Below are 25,247 nucleotides of genomic sequence, written 5' to 3'. Positions count from 1 at the left end.
ACAATCGCTTGCTATACCGCTTGGGAATTCTAGCGGAGTGATTCGGTTCTCCTTCCAACCACTAGAAAAATCCCCTTGTGTCTGATAAAAACATACTTATGGTACTCTGTACAACAAACTAAGGTAAACATACTTTTAAGCCAACTGCATAAGCCGGCTTAAGCCAGAGATAGAAAAACGAGAAACAGCGATCACACAAAAGCAATGAGTAAGATAGTCAGGGTTACTCTGTTTACTTTAGCTATTGCATCTGTATCCTCATGCTTCTGTTCAATAGCTCAAGCTAAACCGAAAAAGACAACTGTTTGTGTTCCCGTGCAACAATTGCGAGTCGTTAGGGACGCTGCCGATCATCCCAGTGCTTACAGAGACGGTTATCGAGAAGGTCAAGCAAGCGCTCGCAAAAACGAAGCATTTAAACCTCGAACGGTAGGGGGCGAATTTGCTCGTGGCTTTGAGGAGGGTTACTATAGTCAACCGTTTACCGGTCAGCAATATGAGGTGCCTGAACGCTTAGAGGCTTACACCGTTCAACACTGCAATAGGGTCAACATTGAAGAGAATGAGAAGAAATAGATGTTGCCACCCGCCCAGTTAAACGCATTATTGACACAGGAAAATGAAATGAGGATGAAATGCAGTGGGTTCGCTGCACGATAGCGCTAAGGCGCGAGATACGAAGTTGGAGCGTTCACTCCCTGGATGGTACAACTGTCTGATTTCAGGGAACTCTAATAGACAAAAGCGGTCGCTTTTCTCCACAACAGAGAACGCGATCACTAACCGCTTTCATTGAGCCACTCAAATCCAAAACATTAGCGATCGCTCTCTGATTTTGGCGCGTGGTGGAGGATTTCTACAGTTTGCATCGTTACCAATCCATCTTTAACCATCTGTTTGATTACAGGCAAAAAGTCAGTCAGCACCTCCTCACGGTCAATAAGGGTCACCACAATCGGCAAATCCGAGGACAATTCCAGAATATGAGTGGTATGAATGGTACTATGTTTGCCATATCCTTCAATTGCTCGTGTTACAGTTGCGCCAGCCAGTCCCCGTTTCCGGGCCGTTTCAATCAGGGCGATATGCAGGGGTTGATTGTGCCAATGATCGGATTCACCGATGTAGATAGTAAGTTGTTTATAAGTTGTCATTTTCCTAACCGGGCGACGATAGCTCCCAGCTGAACGCTGATAATTCCGAGTATTGCACTACCTGCCCAGTAAAGACTGAAAGCAGAAAAGTTGCCTAGGGCGAAGCGCTTGCCGAAAGCATCGCGCAATAAAGAAAGACTCTCTAATCCGTAAGTTGAGAACGTTGTGTAAGCGCCCAAAAAGCCAGTAGTGACCATTAAGCGAACTTCCGGAGGAATTGTCGCCACGCGTTCTAAAGCAAAGGTGACGAAGAATCCCATCACAAAGCAGCCGGTGAGATTAATAAAAAAGGTACCGTAGGGAAAAGCTGTGCCGAAGCGCTGGGCAAACCATAAAGTGAGATAGTAACGCGAGAGCGCACCTGCGATCGCGCCTAAACTGATAGCGATGGGATTGCGAAGGGTAGGGTCTTGCAGCATTAACAACAGACCAAAAGAAAATTGCGTAAAAAGCTGGGCTCGTATTTAAGCAAACAATATCATCCTCATCTCCAGGTGCCTGCCCCAAAACTTAAGAGACAATTTGTTGTAAGCTTCCCAGCACCTCAATTAATTCACTAGGCTGCTGAATTAACGAATCGGGGTTGTGTTTGGTTAATATTTCTCTTGAATTAAACCCCCAACTGACCGCAATCACCTTGATATTAATTTTTTTCGAGGCTTCAATATCTCTTGTTTCATCTCCTACGTAAATGACTTCTTCCGAATTTAAATGATTTTTTTTAATCAACTTTTTGATTGATTTATCTTTGCTAAATAGTGAAGTTTCTGAATAAATAAAACTAAACAAATCTTCTATTCCATGCTTTTTCAGGAAAAGATTGACATTCTCTTCTGAGTTAGAGGTCAATATCCCTAAACAGTATCCTTCATGCTTTAACTGGAGTAGAGCTTCTTTAATGCCAGGAATTGGGTTTAGGTTGAGAATATCCTTATGCAAATATTCTCTAATTTTTTTCAGAAAAAATGGTATTTTAAAAATTGGAACTCCTGATTTCTTAATGATTTCCCTAGAACTTAAGTTTCTAATTTTAGGTAGTTCCTCTGGAGTCGTTGGTGGATAACCAAACTCTAAAGCTAAGCGATTAGTAACGACAACAAGGGCATCGAAGGTATCAGCTAAGGTGCCATCAAAATCAAAAATAATTACTTTTTTACTCATTATTCCGGCTGGATTTTTCAAGAACAAGAAACTGGGGAATATGGAAAGGAGACAAGCCTATTTTGATGTAACCTTTAACGACCAGGGGTTGAAATCTTTCAAGGCTGGGAAAGGTCATACATCACTCGCTTTATTTGATGACCTTCTTCGCCTAGTTTCCAAGAGCCTTGGGCTATCTCTTGATGGAAAATCCATTAACTAGAAGCTTGAGCCACCTCAAGGGAAGCTTGAGCATTTCGTCGTAGCATCTCTGGTTTAATCCGCCGTAGCGCCGATGCAGGAAAGCGTCGGTTCCACTCATCTTCTGAGAGAGTTGCTATCTCGGTAAGCATGGGAGCCACATTCCAGGGGTAGGGTTGAAATTCTGCCACATCGGTTTCTTGAGCAAAGCGTTGGTTCCAAGGGCAAACGTCTTGGCAGATGTCGCAACCTGCAACCCAGCCTTCTAAATGGGGTGCTAGAGATTTTGGTAATTCTTGACGCCGATTTTCTATTGTATGGTAAGCAATGCAGCGATTGGCATCTACAACGAATGGTTTGGCGATCGCACCTGTAGGACAGGCGTCCAGACAGCGAGTGCAGGTACCACAATGTTGGGTATAAGGAGTGTCTGGGGTCAAGGGCAGGTTAGTTAAAATTTCCCCTAAAAACACCCAACTGCCGTACTCCCGTGTAATTACATTAGCATTTTTGGCAATCCAACCAATTCCTGCCCGTTGAGCCCAGACTTTATCCTGAACGGGTCCTGTATCAGCATAGTAACGAGCTAGAATCCCTTCACCTTGTTCCGAGAGCCAGTTCGTCAATATCTTCAACTTTTTATGCATTACCTTATGGTAATCTCGCCCCCAACCGTAACGGGAGATTTTGGCATATTCAGAACCTTGAGGACGCTGGTGTGGGGTGTAGTAGTTTAGGGCAACACAAATGACAGACTGCACTTGGGGCATACAGTTGCGGATGTCGGAGCGCTTGGGATTGTCCATCCAAGCCATATCAGCCTGGTACCCCAGCGCCAACCACTCTTTAAGATGTTGAACCGCCGATGAATCAGGGTCATCATCCACAGCCGCGATTCCACATAAATGAAAACCCAGCGATCGCGCTTTCTGCTTGACTTGATTGCTGCTGACAGATATTTTTTCTGGCAGTGACATTGCTCACAAATAGCCCAAACTATTAATCCTAATGTTTATTGAATGTTATTGAGCATTTTTTTGGAAAAATATTAACAAAACGTTGCAATATGACATCAACGAGCTCAGGCAAGACATACATGCCTCCTATTGTGTGCTGCACGCTCCCTCTAAGAGGGCAGGTGTCAGCCTGCCTTTTTCCTTTAAAACTAATATCGTAATTTAGAAAATTAGCGTTATCCGATGACTATTGCGAAAGATAACAGTACAAATACTCAGCCAGCTACTGCTGTTGACTTGACTATAGAGGGAATTGAGGAGCCAGTAGTAGAGCGTTATTTTCAAACCATGAATGCGGGTGAGTATGAAGGTACAGCGGCTTTGTTTGCGCCAACAGGTGTGATGCATCCACCCTTTGAGGAGCCTATAGAAGGGCCAGAAGCGATCGCCATCTACCTGAAAGCAGAAGCGAAGGGAATGCAGCTATTCCCTCGTGAGGGAATAACCGAAACCCTAGAAGAGAACCAAATTCAGATTCAGGTCAGAGGCAAAGTTCAGACCCCTTTGTTCGGCGTCAATGTTGCTTGGATATTTATACTCAACCTAGAACGGGAAATTGTTTACGCCAAGATTAAGCTCTTAGCTTCTCCCCAAGAGTTACTCAATCTCCGCCGTTAATAGACTTTTGCCGTCAACCGTTGCACTTTTTTTGAAACTGAGGGCAACAAAAAACCGTGGGACTGGATGTTCCACGGCGTTCGGCATGAGGAGTCTTAACTTACATAGGATTGTAAAACTACCTCGCTGCGACAAGGTTCTGGTAACGGTTTTGGTAACCGGACTCCTGTTTGTGAATAGAAGTGTTGTGGTTCCGCTAGCTGTGTCCTCTTTCTAGAAGCCATAAAGCCTGCTGGAGGAAACTCCGATGCGACTTACATCGGGAGTTGACTGGGCTTATTTTTTCTTACTCGTCCAAACGGTTGTGAACATCATCAGCATTCCACCAACGAAGATGGCGATCGCCAGTCCACCTGCCACCCAATTTAGCCACTCAGTATTTTCTATCACGCTAAACTCGCAAAGACATTACTTCAGTAAAACCCTCATGCCTAATTATCCACCAAAGCACCAAGCGAGCAAGAGTGAGGTTCACTACGCATTACGTTACTCTGATAACGTAATGCGCCGCACAATATCTGGAGCCTGATCCGGAAATATTGGGTAGTAGTGAGCAGGAATTAAGTTACAGCTTCTAACCCTTGGTGTGCTCAGCGATGATCTTAGCAATACCCGGTACCGCTGCCTCTACCTCACTCTTGGCTGACCCGCGCAGTTGCTTATACGAGCCTCGCACGATTCCGTTACTGGTTTTCTCAATTCTGGCGTCAGTGATGCCGAGCAGTGCGTCAGCGGCGCGAGAGCTGTTCTGGTTGAGGTATCCGACTGGGTCGCCCGCCTGTACGCCCTCATCCCACATCGGTTCGAGTGCGGCTAAGCATTCCGGTAGCAGGCGATCGACAGCTCCTTCAATATAACCGGGCTTAACCCCATTGACAGCGCTGTAGGCAGTTTTCCAGACCATACCCCCCATGCCGCTCTTGGCATTGACCTGCTGGTCTATCAGCTTTAGGCAGTCAGCTACGACGGCAGCCTGTTTATTTGGGTCATTCAGAATGTCGCTAGGTCTCATGAACGATTCTCCTTAATGTCAAAGTGCCTAATTGGTGGGTACATAATAAACTTGAGTGATGCTACTTTCTGTAACCACCCAGCTATTCGTATCCTCTCTCGTATTCATGCAGCCGATGAGTTTCTACTGTCAGGCTTTTGAGTATTAACTCCAAGCCTTTCTTAGTTATTTTCAGAGTCTAGACAGGATATCTGGATTATTTGAAAGATTTATCCGCTGCCTAACCGAACAATCCTTCGCTCTGATTTCATTATTTACAGCGAGTATCAGGTTGAGTAGATTTGCAAAGAAGAGTTTATAAAAGTTTTACATTGTCCGAAACACATGCGCAACTGGGCGTGTTGGAATCTAGCCTACAGAGACAATCCCGCCACTAACAGAGTTCAAAGTCTACCTTGCCTAGTTGCAGGTAAGGAGTTCTTGGCTTGTAAAGAGTGAGCCTAAACTCGATAAGTATCGCCCCAAAGAAGACAAGGGGTTAATCGACTCACTCTTTACCGTTTGATGGATGTCTCTACCTTAAATCGTTGTAATATCTTTTTCCTTCTCAGCTAGTGATTCATCAATCTTTGCGATGTATTTATCCGTCAATTTTTGAATCTTATCTTGAACATCTTTCGACTCATCCTCAGAGATTTCGCTACTCTTTTCCTGTTTGCGGACAGAGTCAACAGCGTCGCGGCGGATATTGCGAATCGCGACTTTCCCTTCCTCAGCAAATTTGCCTGCCATCTTCACAAACTCCTTGCGGCGCTCACTCGTTAGTGGCGGAACATTCAACCGAATGACCTGACCGTCGTTATTTGGAGTCAAGCCGATATCTGATAGCTGGATGGCTTTTTCAATCACGTTCAGACTGGTCTTGTCATAGGGTTGGATGGTGATTGTACTCGCATCCGGCGTATTGATATTAGCTAGAGACTTCAGGGGTGTAGGGGAACCGTAATATTCCACAATCACCCGGTCGAGTAAGGTCGCATTGGCGCGACCTGTGCGAATGGTATTAAAAGCTCGTTGAGTCGCCTCTACGGCTTTCTGCATATGGCTCTCAGTATCAGCTAACTTCACAGAAACCTCCCACAATTGTTCCGACAGATTCTCCCTTGACAGCGCGGTGGATGTTACCCCGCACTGTAAGATCAAATACCATTATCGGGATATTATTCTCTTTACATAATGCGATCGCTGTACTGTCCATCACGCGCAAGTCATGAGTGAGGACATGACTGTAGGTAAGGCTCTGAAAGCGGCGGGCACTTGGATTCTTATGAGGGTCAGAATCATAAATGCCATCGACTTTCGTCGCCTTAAAGATCACTTCTGCATCGATTTCTGCGGCGCGTAAGGCAGCTGTTGTGTCAGTGGTAAAGAAAGGATTACCGCTACCTGCGCCAAAAATCACAACTCGCCCTTTTTCCAGATGACGAATGGCTCGACGGCGGATATAGGGTTCTGCTACTTCTTGCATGGCGATCGCTGTTTGGACTCGCGTCGGTATTCCCATTTGCTCCAAGGCATCTTGCAAGGTCATAGCGTTCATCACCGTGGCAATCATCCCGATGTAGTCAGCCGTTGCCCGATCCATTCCTGCCGCTGAGGCTTTGATACCGCGAAAGATGTTACCGCCGCCAACAACTATGGCCATTTGAACACTCTCACCGACCACCTCGGCGACTTCAGCGGCGATGTCTTGAACGACTCCTGGATCAATACCGTAGCCCAGTTCGCCCATCAAGGCTTCACCGCTCAACTTAAGTAAAACCCGTCGGTATTTCATCCCCATGCTACGACTCTTTTTTTCGGTTTCCTCCCCCATACGATAACAGCCAAGAGGTTTCTCTGTCTCTATGGTCATCAGAGAAAAAGTTCTAGCTGTCATTGCTATAGACTGTTGAAGGTTGAAACTAGAAGCTTAGAACGCATCGATCGGCTTGCCTCGCCCAGCGACTCGCCTTGCCAACTTTCAACGTTCCACTTGCCCACTGAGCAACCTATTCCCCATTCCCTATTTTCCATGCTTGACTAGTTTCGCCAGTGAATAGCGCAGCCATTTACCTGCGTCGATTTTGGATTAACCTCTTGCCCTGAGAGTACAGCGATGATCGCATTTTGCAAATAAGGCACGGAAACAGCGTTTGCTTCCTGAGGATTGTCGTCAATTTGACCGCTATAGCGGAGAACTCCCTGCCGATCAATCACAAACGCCTCCGGTGTCCTTTCTGCCCCAAAACCGTGCGCTACATCCTGTGTGGAATCCCAAAGGTAGGGAAAATTCAGTTGCTTTTCCAAAGCGAATCGCTTCATATTATTGAAGCTCTCTTCTGAGTCTTGCTGGGCATCGTTAGCGTTAATGCCAACCAAGGTAAAGCCTTGGTGTTCAAACTGGGCTTGAATTTGTTTGAGTCTATCTAGATAGGAGAAGACTTCAGGACAGTGGTTGCTTAAGAACACCACCCCTATCACCTGCCAATTTTGCAAGTAATCGAAGAGGTGATGAACTCTATCGTCAATTCCTGGCAGTTCAAAATCTGGGGCATAACTACCAACAGGAGTTCCGGTCTTTTCCATGAGAGTCATATAGTTGACTGGTTATAAACAAAAATTGTTCTTTGCCCGAACTCATTTGAGACAGTGATGATCAAGTTGATTGCCTCCGATCGTTTCCTGCTCCGCCTTTACCAGCCTTGTGCGGTCGCTAAGTAGCCAATTAACTTGTAGACTAACTTGGCAGCCGTAAATTGAGAGACGACCGAATCCCCAAGGGGAGCCAATTCCATCACATCGCAGCCAATGACTTGATGGGTTTCAAACACTCGCCGCAGAAAGTCTGTGAGTCCATACCAGCTCAATCCACCTGGTTCGGGCGTACCGACTCCCGGCATCACAGACGGATCGATTCCATCCACATCAATGGTGATAAACACCCGTTGGGTAGAAATTGATGCGATCGCTCGTTCGATCCAGTTGGGGTCTTTGGCAATTTCCCGTGCCCACATCACGGGAATCGATTTTGCCTTAATCAGGTCAGCTTCTTCTTGACAAAGACTGCGGATACCAACTGGGAGAGTGGGTAAGTCCATATCCACAATCCGGCGCATCACGCAGGCATGGCTGTGAATCGAGCCTTCGTACTCGTGGCGCATATCGCCGTGGGCGTCGATTTGAATGACCGTGAAGGGTTCGCTGGAGGCAAGGCGGAACGCATCAACAATCCCTGTGGTAATACTATGTTCACCGCCCAAGGCAATGACAAATTTGCCATCTTGAATCAATTGGGATACCGTCTCACGAGTGACTTCCAGCATTTTCTGTGAGGAAATCGGTGGAAAAGAGCGTGTGTCAGCAATGTAGGGGAGCGTGTGAACTTGAGCCGCTCTCCAGGTTTCGCGATCGAGTTCATCATCGTAGTAGTCTAGCTGCACAGAGGCATCTAGGAGCGCCTCTGGCCCATTTTCGCAGCCTTTACGGTAACTTGTTGTCGCCTCAAAGGGGATAGGTAAAATTACCACTTGTGAAGCTTCGTAGGATGCCTGGAACTCAGGCCCCAGAAATGGCTGAACGGCAGTAGAGGTTTGCACCAGCATTAAGAGAACACCAAAAACGTTGCAGAAAATGATCGTTACATAATTTCCGACTTAGCGGCAAAGCGAAAGTTCGTATAGGACTATTTCGGGCTACAGCCCATTGCTCGCTACAGGAAAAGACATACCTGAATGGTCTGGCGCTTAGCTCCGATGAATGAGCCAAGCACCTTATCCAAGTTCAAGTTCTCCAGAACTTAACTCGTTGTACTTCAGTAAAATGACTACCCTCTATAACCATAGGACAATTTCTCGTCTCCGAAAATCTGTGGGAAGCTAGGTTTTTGGGCTTTTAACTTAATCCCTGTGGCAGAATTTCGCTTCTTTTGATCACATGACTAAATGGGGCAAGCTATATTTCGGGCACAAGAAATAGTTGCTACAATTATTTTCTAATAAACTTTGTCACAAGATGTTAAGAGTTACGCGATTTACACTGTATTCGTTGGTTCTATGATTCCTATTGGTTTTAATGGCTCAATATTCGTGCAGGAATAAAAGTGCGATCGCAATTTCTGGATAAGGTGCGATCGCTTCCTCAACTCCGCACCCAAGGTTCGCTCTCCATCTCCAATTAACTGCGAGCAGTTTCCTCTACTTCCAAGGAATCGGCGCTGTATCTTCCTGTCGTTCAAGATATTTACTCAAAGCGTAAGCCATATCTCCACGAGTCATTTTAATCGAATTGTTTAATGCACATCGGCTGAACACCGTGCCTAGACTGTGAGATTCAACAGCAGCAACAGCCACAATTGTTGGGCGGCACCCCCTATCTCCAATCCTAAAGTTGTAGTTATGCTTGATTGGCTGATTAGCCGGAATTTTGGATACGGTCGGGATAATCCTTTTCCTTTTCAGGAACGAAGGGGTATGCCGTTGAATCACTAAATTGTCCCCTTGGCGATTCTAGTACCAGAGAAACTTCAGGAGCGGTGGATTAGCCACAGTTCAAGCCTTGCTCTGCTGGTAAAGCCGCTTTCTTTGTTTACTATCTTTTGTGAAATTCTAACTATGCCTCAAACTTTTTACGTCAATCCAGGAACTGGTAGTGATAGTGCTGATGGTAGCCAGTCAGCTCCCTTCAAAACCCTTAAAAAAGCACTCGAAAAATCTCAATCTGGCACCATCATTCAACTGGCGGCGGGAACTTACAATGCGGCTAGCGGTGAAGCCTTTCCCTTGGAGGTTCCCGGTGGAGTTAAGGTAGTGGGTAATGAGGGGAATAAAGGCAGTGGTATTTTAATTGAAGGTAGCGGACAGTATAATAGCCGTACCCAAGCCGGTCAAAATGTCACCTTCTTACTCGAGAGTAATGCTGAACTTCGAGGGGTAACCGTTACTAATTTGGCAAACCGAGGAACTGCTGTCTGGATTGAATCGACTGCTCCTACGGTTGCCAACTGCACCTTGACCAAGAGCAAGCGTGAAGGAGTGTTTGCCACGGGTGATGCCAATCCGGTTATCCTCAATAATGATTTTGTCAAAAACGACGGTAATGGAATTTCGATTACACGCAATACCACCGGTGAAATCCAAGGGAACACCTGCAAAGGTGCTGGTTCTGGCATTAGCATTGATGGAACTTGTGCGCCTAAAGTTATTAATAACACCATCATTGAAAACCGTTATGGCCTGATCATCTCTGGTGAGGCTCGACCCGTACTGCGTAATAATCGGATTGAAAACAACACAGAAGAGGGTGTAACGATTACGAGCAAAGCTTTACCCGATATAGGCAGTAGTAGTGACCCCGGAAACAACACCATTCGTAATAACACTCAGCTGGATTTGAATAATGCCACTAGCAGCCAGTTGGTTTCCTTCGGCAATACGTTAAGTGCGTCGAAAGTTAAAGGGCTAGTTACTATTGATGGCATTGCCGCTGGTGGTGGTGGTTCATCCGGTGGAGGGAGTTCATCCGGTGGTGGTAGTGATGGCGGTGGTTCCTCTGGAGGTGATGGTGGTTCATCTGGTGGCAATGGCGGTGGAACGACCCCCACAACCTTTGCAGATATTCAGAACCATTGGGCAAAGCCTTTCATTCAGGCATTACTTGACAAAGAACTCATTACTGGATTTAAGGATGCCACCTTTAGGCCAGATGACAAGATGACCCGTGCTCAATATGCTGCCTTGTTGGTCAAAGCCTTTAATCCAACAGCTAAGCGGGATGCTGTAAACTTCAGTGATGTCGCTAAGGATTATTGGGCGAAGGATGTGATTCAACAAGCCTATCGCAGTCAATTTATCTCAGGCTTCCCGAATAACACCTTCCGACCGAATGAGAATGTCCAACGCATTCAAGTAATTCTGTCGCTGGTCAGTGGACTGGGCTTAGGTTCATCAGATACCGGTGTTTTGACCGCTTATGAGGATCGCAGCGCCATTCCTGACTATGCCAAGGATGAAGTGGCGACAGCGACCAAGAAACAGATTGTGGTGAATTATCCACAAGTTAAGCAACTCAACCCAAACAAAGAGGCGACCCGTGCTGAGGTAGCGGCTTTTGTTTATCAGGCGTTAGTGGATTCTAAACAAGCCAGTGCCATCACTTCTCCCTATATTGTCGCTGTGAAGTCGGATGGAGGAGGCTCTGACCTTGCCTTCACCGATATTAACGGTCACTGGGCCGCTGATTTTATTAATGCTCTGGCGAAGCAGGGTTTAATCAGTGGCTTTAAGGATGGCAGCTTTAAGCCGGATGAAAAGATGACTCGCGCTCAATATGCCGCGTTGTTGGTCAAAGCCTTTAACCCAACGGCGAAACGGGATGCAACAAAATTCAATGATGTTGCTAATGATTATTGGGCGAAGGATGTCATCCAACAAGCCTACCGTGGTGAATTCGTGTCCGGCTTCCCGAACAATACCTTCCGACCGAACGAGAATGTACAGAAGGTGCAAGTGTTGGTGTCGGTGGTGAATGGGTTGGGCTTATCGGCTTCTGACCCCAATGCTTTGAATACTTATGATGACCGCAATACGATTCCTGACTATGCCAAAGATGAAGTGACGACAGCGACCAAGAAGCAGATTGTGGTGAATTACCCACAAATTAAGCAACTCAAGCCGACGAAGGAGGCTACCCGCGCTGAAGTGGCAGCAATCATCTATCAGGCGTTGGTGGATGCTAAGAAGGTGAGTGCCCTCGACTCTCCTTATGTCGTTTCTGCTTGACCTTAAAAATTGTAGATTTGGGATGTTTTAGCGATCGCTTATTTCATGGCAAAACTCCCAGACCCCTACTCTTGCTATGATACGCCAGTCGCCTCGGAGAACGACCTCCGAGGTTTTTTGTTATGATTACGCTTCGCTTGGTGCACTAACCAAGCCGATTGCGCCTCAAACGCTGGGGATTAATTGAGCTGCCGATATTTTCCAGCTCGCCACAAGAATGCGATCGCTAAGATTAAACTGGGTGTCAGTACAGCAATCAGAACGTTTACGGATGTTCCGTCCACGGGTAAGCTAGGCCCCCCATACTTGATTAGAACAGAAACTCCCAGGGAGAGAATGAAAACTTTGAGGATAAAGTTTGCCTGAGTACCCATAAAACTCAACTTCAGCTTGTGACCCACGAGGGGTTAATTAACGGTAAGGTAACCCGTTTTAAGAGCCTGTTGCACGACTTTAGGAAATATAGTCATACTCTACACCAACAACAACGCCGAGATAACTCACAATCGTGGGCTTTGCAGCGATCACTCCAAACGCTGAAAGCGCAACTTCCCTAGCCCCAAGATGACCCAAAGAAACTTGGCCTGACATGGAGTCGTGATATCACTATGTTGCTATGTCGCGACAAATATGTAGAATGGTTGATAGAACACAGGTTGTTCCTCTGAAAACAAAGGACACTAAAATTGGTTCACAAGAAGACAGACCCCAAATATGGGTTACTCAGAGGCCATATCCCAAAAGCGCTACTTAAGCGCTTTAAAAACTACTGCCTCGAAAATGAACTGGACTATAGTCAAGGACTCGAAGATGTAGTAACCACGTTTTTCCATCTTCTGGACAAAGGTGAGATACTCTCAGCTAAAACAAGAACCCTAACCATTGCGGATTTAATCCGCGACTGGAACTTGGAGGAGCTAGCACGGTTAAGCGAACTTCCCGTGGAAAACCTACAAGCCATCTTGGAAGGACAAAGACCCAGCAATGACGATTTGATCGGGTTGGGGATTGTCCTTTGCAAAGATAACGGGGAACCTTGGACAACTGACGAACTCGTCGAGATTCGAGATTACTCCTTCTCTTATGTCCCCGATCTCTCGAAAAACCGAGATTCGCCGAGAGTTCCCTAAGGACGACTTGAGACTGTTTTCAATCGCAGACTAAGTCTTTAGTGCCAATGTCGGCAACGACACTAAATCTCAGGTTTGAGTCTCTTACAATGGATAAATTGTTTCTTTCAGGGTGCCATCTATCAATTAGTGAAGATAGCTTCCATATCGAAGCACCTTCACATTTTGCAGCGTATGCGCTCAGGCGCTGTGCTTCCGAATTAGCCATTTCTGCTAAAAAACTCAAGCGCAAAAGAGCGATCATTTCCTGGCCTGGATGCGATCGCCCTTACAGAATTCCAACTTCCATCCTAAACAATCATAGCACTATGACAGCACCACAACCCCAAAATGAAACCTATTTTCTAGGAGCAGATTACCTTCGCGTTACAGATTTTATTCGAGAAAGGCGCGAAGAGGGTCGGATTGTTGTGATTACCTCAATGTGGAACGATGTTTGTTTACACACCAATGATTTGTTGAATGCAGAACGCGGTATTCTTCAGCCTCATCAGTGGACTGGCTTTAATTATCGCTATTTGTGGCGTGATAGCCGAGACGACTACAATCAGCTAATCGACACATTAATGCGCGATCGCTACATTCCCCAGTACCAGTACAGCCTCAGACGCCCGGATGGTACTTTTGCACTTTACGAAACGGATTACTATCTGGTTGAAGACTACCTTAATGTTCCTGTTCGGATTGGTGTGAGTCAAGTTGATGCTTGGCAGCTTTTACCTGAACCTTCTGAAAGATAGACACGATAGCTGTATTTTTCTATGACTCTGACTCCGCTGTTCTTAGCCATTTTCTAGGATTAAGAATCAGCGAACGGAGATTAGAAAGAGAGCGCTACACCACTAAAAGCATCTCATTTTCGGAATATTGTTGTGTGAGCTTTGTGTCGGCTTGGCTAGGATGAGAACATCTTATCCAATTAAATCAGCTTCAGGAGCAAGAGACTCCCACTATTAGATTCTCACAAATTTGAGATGCGCCTCTTTGCCTGATATTCCTTCCCCAATAAGGAGGGTTATCGTGAGCAATGTAGCGCTCTTAACAAGTCGTAGTTCTCAGACAAACACCAAGATACGAACTACCAATTTTCTACTAAATCAGGGTGCAAAATTATGACCGAGCAAAAAACAAAACAAGATATTTTTCCTACTGTTACACGGACTGAAGAATGTCATAACTGTCCTATTGATTGTCCGAATCGACAATCGAGCGCCAGACAACGCGTTTTAGGTGGAGGGTATATTTTTGCGCTAATTGTTGCTCTTATTTTGGCGATGCAATGCCTGGATGCTTCCTATAAGCGTGTTCATGGAGAAGATGATTTTCTTTTCGCCACAAAATCACCTCCTTCAGCTCTCTTAATTGCTGGTTTGACTTTAATCGGGTTAGGGCTGGGTATTGAAATCGATAAAACAATGATTTCATCCACTGCCAAAGCCCTGCTCAGAGGCATGGTTAATGACTCTCAAAGTCAAGGAGATTAACGTTTAATAAATTTGTACTTCTTGACTTTATTTAGAGTCTAACAATTTCGGGATACTACGACCCATTGCTTGACCGATCAACACTTGCGGAGTTAATCAGTAGTCAGTCAGTAGATAGGAAAAAATAGATAGAATTTGAAATTGGCACAGGTGTTGCAGAAGATAATCGTCTACGCTGATATTTCAGAATTTATCTTCCGTGTATAAGGATTCCTTGTGTCTTATTTGTCATGTGTTTAGTAAAAATTAAGCTGACGTAAAGCTACTGAATTTGTCTCAAGAAGCTTCGCAAGTAGTGATTTTAAAGCTATAAGGATTCAGAAAAGCAATTTAGGGTAAAAATCCTACCCCTACAAATGCTACACCCTGATACCAAGTTGCATTCAAACGTATAACTCTCTCTTTACTCTTACCTCAGTGCTCTCTGTGGCTGGAGTGGGACGCTGCGGCAAGTCGCTACGTGTCTACGTTAAATTCTACGTAAGATTACAACTCAGTATGAGCCTCTTACCAGATTGAACTAGAACGCTTAGGAGCTTCCAACAAATCTATCATCAAAGGAATAGTTGTTTAGCTCTATAGATGCTTCTTACGGATTTGTCATACCCCAATCAATTGGTTATCTCCAGCATTCTTTGCAATTGAAACCTAAGCATAACTCTAATGGCTTACATCAAACAGACATTCTTAGAACAATGGCTTTACATCTTTAAAGAATGGGCTGAGGCTCTACTGGGAAAAAAGAAAGAATTATCCTCACCTAAACCGATAATTCTCAGCCAGCGCTCAGGAAAAGGATGCATATTGCTACAGATGGAGAGAAATACACCCGGAGCCGTTAGTACATGGCGATTTAACTGTGAGTTATTAAAGGAGCGATCGCTACTCCTCACTCTAGATAACATTGCTGATCTAGAGAGACATCTTCAGAGAGCCGAACGGCAAAGAGACCCAGCGAATACCCGACGAGAAATCGTCTACTCACCCACAAGGATATCTTCTCACCGCATCGGGGTAAGTTTAGTTTATCCCCTCAAGCGCACCGAGTTTATCGGTGTGTGGGATGCTAACCTCGTTGACCACTGGGCAACCACACACGCTGAAGACTATAAGGCAGAGCGACTCATTTTATACGCCGCCCTGAGAGTACTGAGTTCCTATGAGATTATGCCTGAATTTTTTGAGGCTGAAATCCGCTCCAAGATGTGGTGGGAACAGCGCTTCTTACATCTATCTAAAGGGGAATTTCTGGAAAGCCACAAAATCAACTTAATTCTTCGCTCAGAAATCGACAAGGCTACTAAATGGGAAGTTAAAGCGCTCTAGAGTAGCTGATCATGCCAAGGAAGTTGCCTATCTAGGAAATTAACTTAATAGCTGTAGTATCTGGACAAAATTGTGAAAAAATCGGCATAGCCCACGCCTGTGATTGTCGATTGGGGCAGTGCCCTTTGCCCAGTGCCTAAGGCAATTGACCCAAGTGCGATCGCTTCGCGTTGCCCCTTTGGGGCAATCGCCTTTGCCGCTGTCCTCACTAAAGCTCCGGCTTGGGCGATCGCTCTCGCAAGAAGATAGTAGTTCTTTCTAGGTGCCGAGTCTTCAAGCAAAGGTGGAAGCTACCCAATCCTGCTGAACTCAGTCTCGATTGCCATATCAGAAGCGCTTAGCGGATGAGTTCCGGATTAGACTATCGAAGGATTGAAGTCATCTCTCACACAAAATCCACCCCAACAATAACATCATGAAACTACAAGACTTCCTGGGAAAAGACCTGAAGTACAGTATGGAAGGGATTGCTACTGATAAACAGCTAGCTACCCAGATCCAAGTTCTGCTCATCGGGTTGGGACTTTTAGAACCGCCAGCCGACGGCAAGTTTGGTCCCATCTCTTCAGCAGCGTTGAAGAAATTCCAAACCCTGATGAAGATTAACGAGGCAGATCAGCTCGGAGCCGAAACGGCTAAAAAGCTTATTGAAACCAAGCCCGAGGAGTTACCAACCCCTCCCCTCAAGCTAGGCAATGACTTGGCGAGTCGTATCGTTAAGTATATGCAGCTCAAAAAATACGAGATTTTTCAGGGAATTAGAGAGTACAACATTGTTTACGTCGAGCTGTGATTCGTTGGCTAGAAACCAAGCCCTATAAGGGCTATGGAGGATTAGCCGCAAGGTACAAATAGAACCTTGACAACTTAACCATCATGTGGGTGAGTCTGACTAATGTTACTAAATGTAACAGAAAGCCAAATCTTAAGGATGAATTAACAATCCTGAAAACAGGCGATCAAGCCTAGAGACAAGTCCCACCCCGCAGGTGCTAGCGGTGACAGCGCACCCCCACAGTTAGGTCTTGCAAATCTAACTGACCATTGCAACGGGGTGTTAAAAGGCGGTAACTGGAAGCCTAATCTGGAATCCCGTCGAGCAAGAACCCATGAGTAATGCTCTTTTGCGTGAAGACACGTCTGAACCATCGTAAAAACGAAACAGCGGAAAGGCTTATACGCTGTAGCCAAAACGGCAAAGGATAGGGGGCTGGCAGTTTTCGATTTGACCAGTAAGCACTCCCAATAAACCCGGTGGACAGTGTCACTCTAAAGGTTCAAACAATGATGGTTAGGAACGAAGTAACCCTCTCGTCGGCTCTCAGGATAAGGTCGATAACCTGAGTAGGTGCCAACCGGATGCTACGAGATGGGAAGGATTGTCTCAGAAGCTAACGCCTTGGGTAACGCCAAGGATATGCAGACGGAGACACGGTGATTTGGAATGTGGAGTCTCAAGTAGCAATGAATACGTCTAAAACGAGTTTAAAGACTACGGTGGAATGGAACCAGGTGAACTGGCGCAAGCTAGAACGCCAGGTGTTCAAGTTGCAAACCAGAATCTACAGAGCCTCTCAACGTGGAGATGTCAAGGCAGTCCGTAGACTCCAAAAGACCTTGATGCGGTCTTGGTCAGCAAAATGTCTCTCGGTGCGTCGGGTAACACAAGACAACAATGGGAAGAAGACAGCAGGAGTGGATGGGGTGAAGTCCTTATCCCCAAAAGCACGTCTCACTTTAGTTGCCAACCTCAAATTAAACTCACGGGCAAAACCAACCAGACGGGTTTGGATTCCCAAACCAGGACGTGAAGAAAAACGCCCGTTAGGTATCCCGACAATGTACGACCGAGCCTTGCAAGCGCTAGTGAAACTGGCAATTGAGCCAGAATGGGAAGCGCGATTTGAGCCTAATAGCTATGGGTTCAGACCAGGACGCTCATGCCATGATGCAATCGGAGCAATCTACAACGCAATCCGGCTAGAAGACAACTATGTACTGGATGCCGATATTGCCAAATGCTTCGACAAGATAAACCAGGAAGCGCTAGTCAGAAAACTAAATACATTCCCCACCATCAGCAGACAAATAAGAGCATGGTTAAAAGCGGGGGTGATAGACAATAACACGTTCCTAGAAACATCTGAGGGTACGCCGCAAGGCGGGGTAATTTCCCCACTATTAGCCAATATAGCCCTCCACGGCTTAGAAACCGTCATAAGGCAAGCTTTCCCCAACTCTATAACCAAAGATGGAAAGCAATATCAAAAGTGGAAACCCACGGTCATTAGATATGCCGATGACTTCGTAATAGTTCACAAAGACCTAGCCGTTGTTCAAAGATGTCAACAACTAGCAGCCGAATGGTTAGCAGGCATGGGGTTGGAATTAAAGCCAAGTCAAACTCGCATAACCCACACGTTTCACAAACATGAGGGAAATGTAGGATTCGACTTTTTAGGGTACAACGTTAGACAATACCCAGTCGGAGAATCTCAATCGGCAAAAAAACCGAACGGAGTAATACTTGGTTTCAAAACCATCATCAAACCCAGTAAAACTAAAATCAAAGAACACGTCGAAAAGATAGGACACATCATAAAAACTAACAAATCGGCAACTCAGGCAAACTTAATAAGACGCTTGAATCCGGTAATTAAAGGATGGTCAAACTCTTACTCGACAGTCGCCAGTAAAGAAACCTACTCTGGATTAGATAGAGTTGTATACCAACAACTCAGGGCATGGGCGAATTACCGCCACCCCAAAAAGGGTAAGAAATGGACAGCCAACAAATACTGGCAAACAATTGGAAATAGTAACTGGGTCTTCGCAACACCTGATAGGGAAGAGTGGCTTTATCGGCACAGTGAAACTCCTATAAAGAGACACGTAAAAGTGCTAGACACGCGCAGCCCTTATGACGGCGATTGGGTCTACTGGAGTACAAGAATGGGAAAACACCCTGAAGCCCCAAAAAGAGTAACAACACTCTTAACAAGACAAAAGGGAAGATGCACCCACTGCGGACTTTACTTTAAAGATGGAGACAGACTGGAAACAGACCACATCATTCCCAAGTCAAAAGGCGGAAGGAATAATTACGATAACCTCCAGCTACTTCATCGACATTGCCACGACAACAAGACAGCACTAGACGCTGTTGGCACCAAAGAGTTAGACGAACACTGGCTAGACGCCAACCCGTTCTAACTGCCTAATCCTACAAGATGGAAAGAGGTATGCATGACAAGCACCAAATCACTGAGGAGCCGTGTGAGGCGAAAGTCTCATGCACGGTTTTGTAGGCGAGTACAGGTAGTGATGCTTGTGCTTAGCCAGCGGGATGGACGCTGACGGTTCCCTCAACAATGATAAGCCCAACTATTTTAATGACCGCCGGATGGTCATTCAGATTATCGATGGCGTTCCTGCCATTGTCGGTAACTGGGAAGCCACTACAGAACCTGGATATCGTTACACCGAAAATCCCATGAACCCGGAGGGAGCAGCCCGAATCAAGTTCGGTCAATATAAAGCTTGGCAAGTCGGAATTCACGGTACTGCTGACCGTCATGAAGCACTCATCCAGACGGGTGGCGAGATTACTGTGTACCGGGACTTGAACAAAGACTACCAGAGAGTCGGTGATAAGGAAGATACGGGCTACTTTGCTGTCAATCAGCACTGGGGTTATGACTTACCCTACAACAACGTCTACTATGCTAGTGCGGGTTGCTTAGTCGGGCGCATGCGTCAGGGACATCGGGAGTTTATGAGCCTGATTAAAAAAGACCGACGTTTCCAGAGCAATGACCGCTACGTTTTTTATACGACAGTTATTGATGGAACGGATCTCATGAAGGAAACTGGAGGGGCAGCAGAGTCGCTGCAACTATTAAAAGAAGGCTCCAGTGGCCCACTTGTCAAGCAACTTCAGCAGCGCTTGAAAAATAAAGGATTTAACCCTGGAGAGATCGATGGTGTCTTTGGTTTAGGTACGAAAGCTGCTGTCAGAGCGTTTCAGACGGCAAATGGGATGGAAGCAGATGGGCTTGTTGGCCAGAAAACATGGAATGCTCTGGGCATGGCATGAACTAATGGCAAGTCGCCTTGATTTATAGTCCCAAATCAGGAGTCAGTGCTTGTCCCTTGACTCCTGACTCCCACTGAATGTTTTTGTTTGAACACAACACGTCGTAAAAATTTTTCCTCGCGCTAGGGTAATAGTGAAGCCCAACCCCTAACCAAAATGAAAGAGCCTGACCCGATAGAAAATCGAGAACTTCAGCGTTTGCAGTTGTTTGTATACCTGGTTCCCGTCTTTGGCTTTTTCCCAGCACTGTGGACACTATACCGCCGCCAGGGGACACGGGAACAACAATCCGTTAGCCGCTTGTCTATTACCCTGGCGTTCAGTTGGCTGCTTGGATACTTTTTATTAGCAGCAGGAGCAGGAGCGCAAACCTCAGAGTTTTGGACGCTACGCCTGTTATTTATGAATAGTCTGCTGACCTCTGGTTATTTCTTGGTGAGTATTGGGTTGATGGTGCGTGTGTGGCAACGCAAGCAACCGCGTCTCCCTTGGATGACGCGTATCGCTGAGAAAACCTTGGGCAAGCATTTATAATTCAAGACTTCAGCATTTAGCTCTTGCCGCCAAGGCGTGAGCCAGTGTTTAATTATTTCTCTTGACGAATTGCTCAAACTCAATCCAGGATTTACCGGGTTTAGCCGCAAATCGTCAGAAAAACTGCTATGAGTGTTCTTAATTAAACACTTCATATTAGACTCAGGGTTAAGCATTAGTGCATCGGTGAGTTATCTTCAGAGATTCCCATCCCTATTGCGTGTGTGTGAGGAAGCTAAGTGTCTGCTCGAAAAACTTACGAACAATCGCCTTCGGGGCAGAACAGCGATTACGCAAAGCGTACCAGCAAAGCTGATCGCCCCGTTCGGAAAAAACCTTTCACAGGAAAGTCAGGGCATTGGCTCTGGCTGTGGATGGGCTTTACTGGTGTGGCAATGTTGTCGGCGACAGCAGGTGCGCTGGTGGCATTATCACTCTCCAGTACGCCTTTCCTGCAAAGTCGCCTCCGTCCTGATGAGGCAGAGATGTTTACCAAGGGGGGAAGCATCGCAACTGGTAACCTGCGACTACCAGAATTGACTCGACCCGTCAATATTTTAGTTTTAGGCACTAAAGTTCTTGCCTCTGATCTGCCTGAAAAAGAAGCACAAAAGCCTGCTTACGAGTTAGTCAACTCCTTTGAGGGTCCTACTGATACGATGCTCCTCTTACGGTTTGACCCAGAGGCGAAAAGGTTAACAGCTCTCTCTATTCCTCGCGATACTCGCACTTATATAGAAGGGCAAGGCATCGCCAAAATCAATGCTGCCAATGTGTACGGAGGACCGGCGCTGACAGCAAAGGCTGTCAGCGAGCTACTCAATGGTGTGGGCATCGATCGCTATATCCGGGTCAACGTTCAGGGGGTTCAGAGCCTTGTAGATGCTTTAGGGGGCGTCACGGCGTATGTTCCGCAAAACATGAAATATCAAGACGACTCTCAACACCTCTACATCAACCTGAAACAAGGCAAACAGCACTTAGACGGAAATAAAGCTCTACAACTTTTACGATTTCGCTACGATAAGAATGGCGATATTGGTCGAGTGCAGCGACAGCAAATGCTCATGAGAGCACTGATGGAACAAGCGCTCAATCCCGCGACTTTGGCACGAATGCCACAAATTCTTTCAGTCATTCAGTCCCACATTGACACAAACTTGAGTGTAGAAGAACTCGTCGCCCTGGTGGGTTTTGGTGTTCAGACCAATCGGTCAAATGTGCAAATGCTGATGGTACCGGGTCAATTTAACGGCGACGGGCGGCACGATATCAGTTACTGGTTGCCAGACAAGCGACGTATCCAGCAGATGACGGCTCGGTACTTTGACCAAGGCTACACGGAGACTCGTGACGTTGACTCGACCTATCTACGAGTAGCGATTCAAGATAGTACGGGTCAACCAGGGGCAGTGCAATCTCTGCTGCGAAGTCTTCAAGAGGCTGGCTACCGAAATGTTTTCGTTGACAATAATTGGAAGGAACCTTTGCGGGTGACACGTATTGTTGCACAACAAGGAGACCCCCACAGTGCCAGTTCCATCCGTCGTCATTTAGGGTTTGGGGAGGTACGGGTTGAAAGTACCGGCACTCTCGGCTCAGATGTCACAATTCAGTTAGGTGAGGACTGGTTACAAAAAGAAACTTCCTCCCAAAAGGGATTTTCTAATTTCTAAGTGTTGTCTATATAGCTTAGGGATTACCAAAAAATAAGTTAGCCAATCTTGTGGAGCAGGCGACACGAGTAGCACTGATCAGGGGCGGGCTTCCTGGCTCACCCCACAACAGACAATTGGATATTTTTTTCTTTGGAAGTCCCTTAAGTCGAGTTGAGTATGAACTACACCGCATTCAGCCAGAGAGCGATCGCACTTTTCCTCAATCACCAGAAGTTGCCACACCGCCGCCTGTTACAACAGTGTCAGTTGGTACTCCAAGGTCTGGAGCTAGTGATCGAGTGTCCCGATCGCTTAACCATACAGGCTCTATGGCTGAGACGCAGCCATATCGTCAAGTCAGCCCCTAAATTAGGCTTAACGTCCATACGGTTTCGATAGTACCCAACGTTATGTAGCGATCAAGCGGTAGCATCCTGCGAAAGCCAATCCAGCAGAATCGGATTGACGATTTCAGGTGCCTCATCTTGGGGACAATGGCCTAAACCCTCTAACGGAATAAACTTTTTCACCTGTGGGTAGTTAGCCAACTCTCGCCCCAAATCAATGGGTTCCCAAGGGTCTTCCGTTCCCCACAAGAATATGGCAGGACAGGGCAACAGGGGTAAGAGGTCTTCTGGTAGTGGGCCTTGAGAATAGCGTGTAAACGCCACAAAAACATCGACTGCACCAATATCAGCGGCAGGTGCCATCAGCATATCGACCAGTTCGTCGGATACAGCTTCGGGATTCCGATAGGCTTGCATCAGAATTTTACGCACAACTTTCGGCTTGGCAAGTTGACCAAAGAACAGTTGACCAATCCACTTAACACTAAGCAGCCATTGAACGGCTGGTGCTCCCATCCGCCGATACCAAGGGAGTTCGGCACGTTTGCGGTCATGGAGGAGGCGCAGGGAACAGTTCAGCATTGCCACACCTAAGGCAATATCGGGATGATCCACGGCTGCCTGCATGGCAACAATACAACCAATCGAATTACCGACCAAAAAAGCGGGAGTACCTATAACTTCCCGGCAGAAATCAGCAATTTGCTGCCCCCAAGTTTCAAACGTGTACTCGACCTCAAGCTTGGGAGTCGGCTTAGCAGAAGCGCCAAAACCAATTAAGTCAATGCCATAACAGCGGCAGCGTTCCCCCAGCACAGGTAAGTTCTTGCGCCAGTGTCCTAAAGATGCACCAAAGCCGTGTATCAGGACAACAGCTGGCCCTTGGTCGCCTTGGGATTGATAGGTAATGGGAAAACCTCGCCACATCCAGGTTTTCGTCTGAGTGTTCGCGTCGGATGGGGTGATGGCAGCAGAAAGAGTCATGTCGATTGTTGCGTTGCTTTCTCTCTTTATATTTTGTAACAAAATATCTCCGAAGATTTTCTGCCAACCCTGAGAGCGTTGTGGCTGATGCGGCTCCCTGCACATCCACCCGAAACGGCACGAGAGTTCTTCCTACCCTGTTGTGCGGCAGGTACTTCAGAATTTTGGGCTGCAATAGTTATAATGCTTCTACAGATAATCCTTCACTAAAGGATAAGCTCACTCAAGTAGGCAGTCTCATGAAATGTAGTTTCATATCTTTGTATCAAGAAGCAGTGTGCCAGCAGAAGGAGGATTCTCACTCAGCCAACATACTGCTCGGTACTCAGACGAGAACTGATTCACAAGAGCAGACTGATCAAGATCCTCGGAACCTGAGTACACAGACTGCTACAAATACACGAGAAAATCTTGACTCTGGTACCTCTTACTACACCCAGTTTTCTATAATCCCGTGATGTCTGAGTTGGATGATTGTAATTCTCTCAAATTCACTAGATGTAACGGCAGATTATGTCTGTTCTAGATTAGAGCAGGGTCAATTTGATTATGTCAGGTTAGATACTGATTATCTGACTGGGAAAACGGAATTACTTTACAAGTTTGATAAACTCTCACTTGTTGTAGACCAACGAACGTTAGTGCCAGAGAATATTAATTCTATCTGGTATAGAAGACCACAACCTCTGAAACCGCCAGCAGAAAAGACTTTTGAAAAAGGTGAGCAAGCACATGCACTTAGTGAGTGGAGTGCAGCAATTGAGGGATTTTTAGCTCATATCCCTACTAAATTATGGATTAATCACCCAAGGAATAACGCTTCAGCCGCATCCAAGCTAGAACAATTAAGTCGCGCCAGAAGACTAGGACTTACAATTCCCAAAACTTTAGTCACTCAATCTTTTGAAGAAATTATAGAGTTTTGGAAAGAATGTAAAGAAAGTCTTGTTGTTAAACCAATTTCTCATGGGTATATCGAAAGAGAGAATTCCCAAGAAGATGCATTGATTTTTACTAATGAGGTTACTCTAGACCAACTTAATAAAAACCGAGAGCTTTTGTCTTTATGTCCGACTCTATTTCAGGAGAAAGTTGAAAAAATATACGATATTAGAATCAACGTAATAGATGATGAAGTCATTGCTGTTGCAATTTATGCCTCTAAAGAATATAAATTACAAACTATAGATATACGAAAGAATAATATGCAAAATGTTCGATACGAACTAATCACCTTACCCTCTATTTTAATAAATAAAATATTAGAGCTTTGTCGTTCTTATGAGTTAAGATTTGCGGCGATTGACATGGCATTTACTAAAGATGATAATTGGGTTTTCTTTGAGGTTAATCCGAATGGTCAGTGGGCTTGGTTAGATTTAGAAGGAGTAACGGACATAGCAAGTTTATTGCTCAAGTCAATGCAGCTCAATTTTTCATAAGCTCAGATATGACTTTCTCGGTTTACATCACATGGTTACTCATGCGGCTTTCTGTGATCGAATGCACTCTTGCTGAGGTTCAGCAAAGACAATATGAATCTAAAAGTGAGCTTGCTCTTCCTTCTGAAGAAATCAATATTTCTGATGAGAAGATTGATTTTCTTAAGGACAAAAATAAAGAGGTGAAAGATCGTCGAGATAGAGTAGATACAAAGGCACGCACTTTACTAACCTTGACTTCTCTGTTGCTTGGTTTGATCTCTAGCGCAACTAGCATTGCATCTGCAAAAGCCATAGGTATTTGGTCTGTCTTACCTCTTACTTTGTTGTTTCTTACTATTTTTTTG

The 25,247-nt window shown here is 45.8% G+C and carries 28 protein-coding genes and 2 pseudogenes; 16 read left to right on the top strand and 14 right to left on the bottom strand.

What is annotated here, in order from left to right:
- The first annotated feature begins 204 nt into the window (after positions 1-204).
- Positions 205-576 (top strand): hypothetical protein, encoded by a 372-nt coding sequence (locus tag V6C93_RS32115; protein WP_333480746.1) that lies wholly within the window; start codon positions 205-207, stop codon positions 574-576.
- Between the two features lie 239 nt (positions 577-815).
- On the opposite strand, the gene V6C93_RS32110 is transcribed toward V6C93_RS32115, so the two are convergent.
- From V6C93_RS32110 to queG, 4 genes are all read right to left on the bottom strand, one after another.
- On the bottom strand, positions 816-1,154 hold the full coding sequence (locus V6C93_RS32110) for a DUF190 domain-containing protein (protein ID WP_333480745.1): 339 nt from the start codon (positions 1,152-1,154) through the stop codon (positions 816-818).
- Complete coding sequence (gene crcB, locus V6C93_RS32105) at positions 1,151-1,573, bottom strand: fluoride efflux transporter CrcB (RefSeq protein WP_333480744.1); 423 nt, start codon at positions 1,571-1,573, stop codon at positions 1,151-1,153. Before crcB ends, V6C93_RS32110 begins: the two co-directional genes overlap by 4 nt.
- 91 nt (positions 1,574-1,664) lie before the next feature.
- Positions 1,665-2,315 (bottom strand): HAD-IA family hydrolase, encoded by a 651-nt coding sequence (locus tag V6C93_RS32100; RefSeq protein ID WP_349262899.1) that lies wholly within the window; start codon positions 2,313-2,315, stop codon positions 1,665-1,667.
- 194 nt (positions 2,316-2,509) lie between these two features.
- Positions 2,510-3,472, bottom strand: a complete 963-nt coding sequence (gene queG, locus V6C93_RS32095; RefSeq protein ID WP_333480742.1) for a tRNA epoxyqueuosine(34) reductase QueG — start codon at positions 3,470-3,472, stop codon at positions 2,510-2,512.
- 222 nt (positions 3,473-3,694) lie between these two features.
- Here queG and V6C93_RS32090 point away from each other — a divergent pair, with 222 nt between their 5' ends.
- Entirely contained in the window at positions 3,695-4,129 is a 435-nt protein-coding gene (locus V6C93_RS32090) for a nuclear transport factor 2 family protein (protein WP_333480741.1), read from the top strand.
- 247 nt (positions 4,130-4,376) lie between these two features.
- A complete protein-coding gene (locus V6C93_RS32085; RefSeq protein WP_333480740.1) occupies positions 4,377-4,658 on the top strand; it encodes a hypothetical protein in 282 nt (93 codons plus the stop codon).
- A 45-nt stretch (positions 4,659-4,703) separates the two neighbouring features.
- Here the strand turns inward: V6C93_RS32085 and V6C93_RS32080 are convergent, their stop codons facing one another.
- The 6 genes from V6C93_RS32080 to V6C93_RS32055 all read right to left on the bottom strand — a co-directional run bounded on the left by V6C93_RS32080 (position 4,704) and on the right by V6C93_RS32055 (position 9,607).
- Positions 4,704-5,141 carry a DUF6918 family protein gene (locus V6C93_RS32080; protein WP_333480739.1) on the bottom strand — a complete coding sequence of 146 codons (438 nt, stop codon included), beginning with the start codon at positions 5,139-5,141 and terminating at the stop codon, positions 4,704-4,706.
- Positions 5,142-5,660: 519 nt separating this feature from the next.
- Complete coding sequence (gene frr / locus V6C93_RS32075) at positions 5,661-6,209, bottom strand: ribosome recycling factor (protein WP_333480738.1); 549 nt, start codon at positions 6,207-6,209, stop codon at positions 5,661-5,663.
- Positions 6,196-6,918 (bottom strand): UMP kinase, encoded by a 723-nt coding sequence (pyrH, locus tag V6C93_RS32070; protein WP_349262898.1) that lies wholly within the window; start codon positions 6,916-6,918, stop codon positions 6,196-6,198. Before pyrH ends, frr begins: the two co-directional genes overlap by 14 nt.
- A 245-nt stretch (positions 6,919-7,163) precedes the next feature.
- Entirely contained in the window at positions 7,164-7,709 is a 546-nt protein-coding gene (locus tag V6C93_RS32065) for a thioredoxin family protein (RefSeq protein ID WP_333480737.1), read from the bottom strand.
- A 107-nt stretch (positions 7,710-7,816) separates the two neighbouring features.
- Entirely contained in the window at positions 7,817-8,725 is a 909-nt protein-coding gene (speB, locus tag V6C93_RS32060) for an agmatinase (protein ID WP_333480736.1), read from the bottom strand.
- 591 nt (positions 8,726-9,316) lie between these two features.
- A complete protein-coding gene (locus V6C93_RS32055) occupies positions 9,317-9,607 on the bottom strand; it encodes a hypothetical protein (RefSeq protein WP_333480735.1) in 291 nt (96 codons plus the stop codon).
- Between the two features lie 126 nt (positions 9,608-9,733).
- Between V6C93_RS32055 and V6C93_RS32050 the strand changes: the two genes are divergently transcribed.
- Positions 9,734-11,899 carry an S-layer homology domain-containing protein gene (locus V6C93_RS32050; RefSeq protein ID WP_333480734.1) on the top strand — a complete coding sequence of 722 codons (2,166 nt, stop codon included), beginning with the start codon at positions 9,734-9,736 and terminating at the stop codon, positions 11,897-11,899.
- Between the two features lie 179 nt (positions 11,900-12,078).
- On the opposite strand, the gene V6C93_RS32045 is transcribed toward V6C93_RS32050, so the two are convergent.
- Both V6C93_RS32045 and V6C93_RS32040 read right to left on the bottom strand, forming a co-directional pair.
- Complete coding sequence (locus V6C93_RS32045; protein WP_333480733.1) at positions 12,079-12,300, bottom strand: hypothetical protein; 222 nt, start codon at positions 12,298-12,300, stop codon at positions 12,079-12,081.
- Between the two features lie 52 nt (positions 12,301-12,352).
- Entirely contained in the window at positions 12,353-12,490 is a 138-nt protein-coding gene (locus tag V6C93_RS32040; protein WP_333480732.1) for a hypothetical protein, read from the bottom strand.
- Between the two features lie 95 nt (positions 12,491-12,585).
- Here V6C93_RS32040 and V6C93_RS32035 point away from each other — a divergent pair, with 95 nt between their 5' ends.
- From V6C93_RS32035 to V6C93_RS32020, 4 genes are all read left to right on the top strand, one after another.
- On the top strand, positions 12,586-13,029 hold the full coding sequence (locus V6C93_RS32035; protein ID WP_333480731.1) for a hypothetical protein: 444 nt from the start codon (positions 12,586-12,588) through the stop codon (positions 13,027-13,029).
- Positions 13,030-13,118: 89 nt separating this feature from the next.
- Complete coding sequence (locus V6C93_RS32030) at positions 13,119-13,769, top strand: hypothetical protein (protein ID WP_333480730.1); 651 nt, start codon at positions 13,119-13,121, stop codon at positions 13,767-13,769.
- A 372-nt stretch (positions 13,770-14,141) separates the two neighbouring features.
- A complete protein-coding gene (locus V6C93_RS32025) occupies positions 14,142-14,513 on the top strand; it encodes a hypothetical protein (RefSeq protein WP_333480729.1) in 372 nt (123 codons plus the stop codon).
- 663 nt (positions 14,514-15,176) lie between these two features.
- Entirely contained in the window at positions 15,177-15,839 is a 663-nt protein-coding gene (locus V6C93_RS32020; protein ID WP_333480728.1) for a hypothetical protein, read from the top strand.
- A 44-nt stretch (positions 15,840-15,883) separates the two neighbouring features.
- Here the strand turns inward: V6C93_RS32020 and V6C93_RS32015 are convergent, their stop codons facing one another.
- Entirely contained in the window at positions 15,884-16,120 is a 237-nt protein-coding gene (locus V6C93_RS32015) for a hypothetical protein (RefSeq protein WP_333480727.1), read from the bottom strand.
- 134 nt (positions 16,121-16,254) lie between these two features.
- Between V6C93_RS32015 and V6C93_RS32010 the strand changes: the two are divergent.
- From V6C93_RS32010 to V6C93_RS31985, 6 genes and pseudogenes are all read left to right on the top strand, one after another.
- A pseudogene (locus V6C93_RS32010) lies at positions 16,255-16,626 on the top strand (peptidoglycan-binding domain-containing protein); the annotation flags it as partial.
- A gap of 677 nt (positions 16,627-17,303) precedes the next feature.
- Positions 17,304-19,052 (top strand): group II intron reverse transcriptase/maturase, encoded by a 1,749-nt coding sequence (gene ltrA / locus V6C93_RS32005; protein WP_333480725.1) that lies wholly within the window; start codon positions 17,304-17,306, stop codon positions 19,050-19,052.
- A gap of 130 nt (positions 19,053-19,182) precedes the next feature.
- Positions 19,183-19,935 (top strand): annotated as a pseudogene (locus V6C93_RS32000) (peptidoglycan-binding domain-containing protein); the annotation flags it as partial.
- A 156-nt stretch (positions 19,936-20,091) separates the two neighbouring features.
- Entirely contained in the window at positions 20,092-20,469 is a 378-nt protein-coding gene (locus tag V6C93_RS31995) for a hypothetical protein (RefSeq protein WP_333480723.1), read from the top strand.
- A 239-nt stretch (positions 20,470-20,708) separates the two neighbouring features.
- Positions 20,709-22,145 (top strand): LCP family protein, encoded by a 1,437-nt coding sequence (locus tag V6C93_RS31990; RefSeq protein ID WP_333480722.1) that lies wholly within the window; start codon positions 20,709-20,711, stop codon positions 22,143-22,145.
- Between the two features lie 159 nt (positions 22,146-22,304).
- The gene (locus tag V6C93_RS31985; protein ID WP_333480721.1) at positions 22,305-22,526 is read left to right on the top strand and encodes a hypothetical protein; all 222 of its coding nucleotides are present in this window, start codon (positions 22,305-22,307) and stop codon (positions 22,524-22,526) included.
- Between the two features lie 20 nt (positions 22,527-22,546).
- Here V6C93_RS31985 and V6C93_RS31980 read toward each other — a convergent pair whose 3' ends face one another.
- On the bottom strand, positions 22,547-23,458 hold the full coding sequence (locus V6C93_RS31980; RefSeq protein ID WP_333480720.1) for an alpha/beta fold hydrolase: 912 nt from the start codon (positions 23,456-23,458) through the stop codon (positions 22,547-22,549).
- 470 nt (positions 23,459-23,928) lie between these two features.
- On the opposite strand from V6C93_RS31980, the gene V6C93_RS31975 reads away from it, so the two are divergent.
- Both V6C93_RS31975 and V6C93_RS31970 read left to right on the top strand, forming a co-directional pair.
- Positions 23,929-24,900 (top strand): MvdC/MvdD family ATP grasp protein, encoded by a 972-nt coding sequence (locus V6C93_RS31975; RefSeq protein WP_333480719.1) that lies wholly within the window; start codon positions 23,929-23,931, stop codon positions 24,898-24,900.
- Between the two features lie 8 nt (positions 24,901-24,908).
- The coding region (locus V6C93_RS31970) for a hypothetical protein (RefSeq protein WP_333480718.1) at positions 24,909-25,247 on the top strand (339 nt) is incomplete at its 3' end.

Origin of the sequence: Allocoleopsis sp. (genome assembly GCF_036703385.1) — a bacterium.
Lineage (GTDB): Bacteria > Cyanobacteriota > Cyanobacteriia > Cyanobacteriales > Coleofasciculaceae > Allocoleopsis.
Note: the sequence above shows the minus strand (reverse complement) of the source record. Positions and strands in the feature narration are given on the sequence as shown.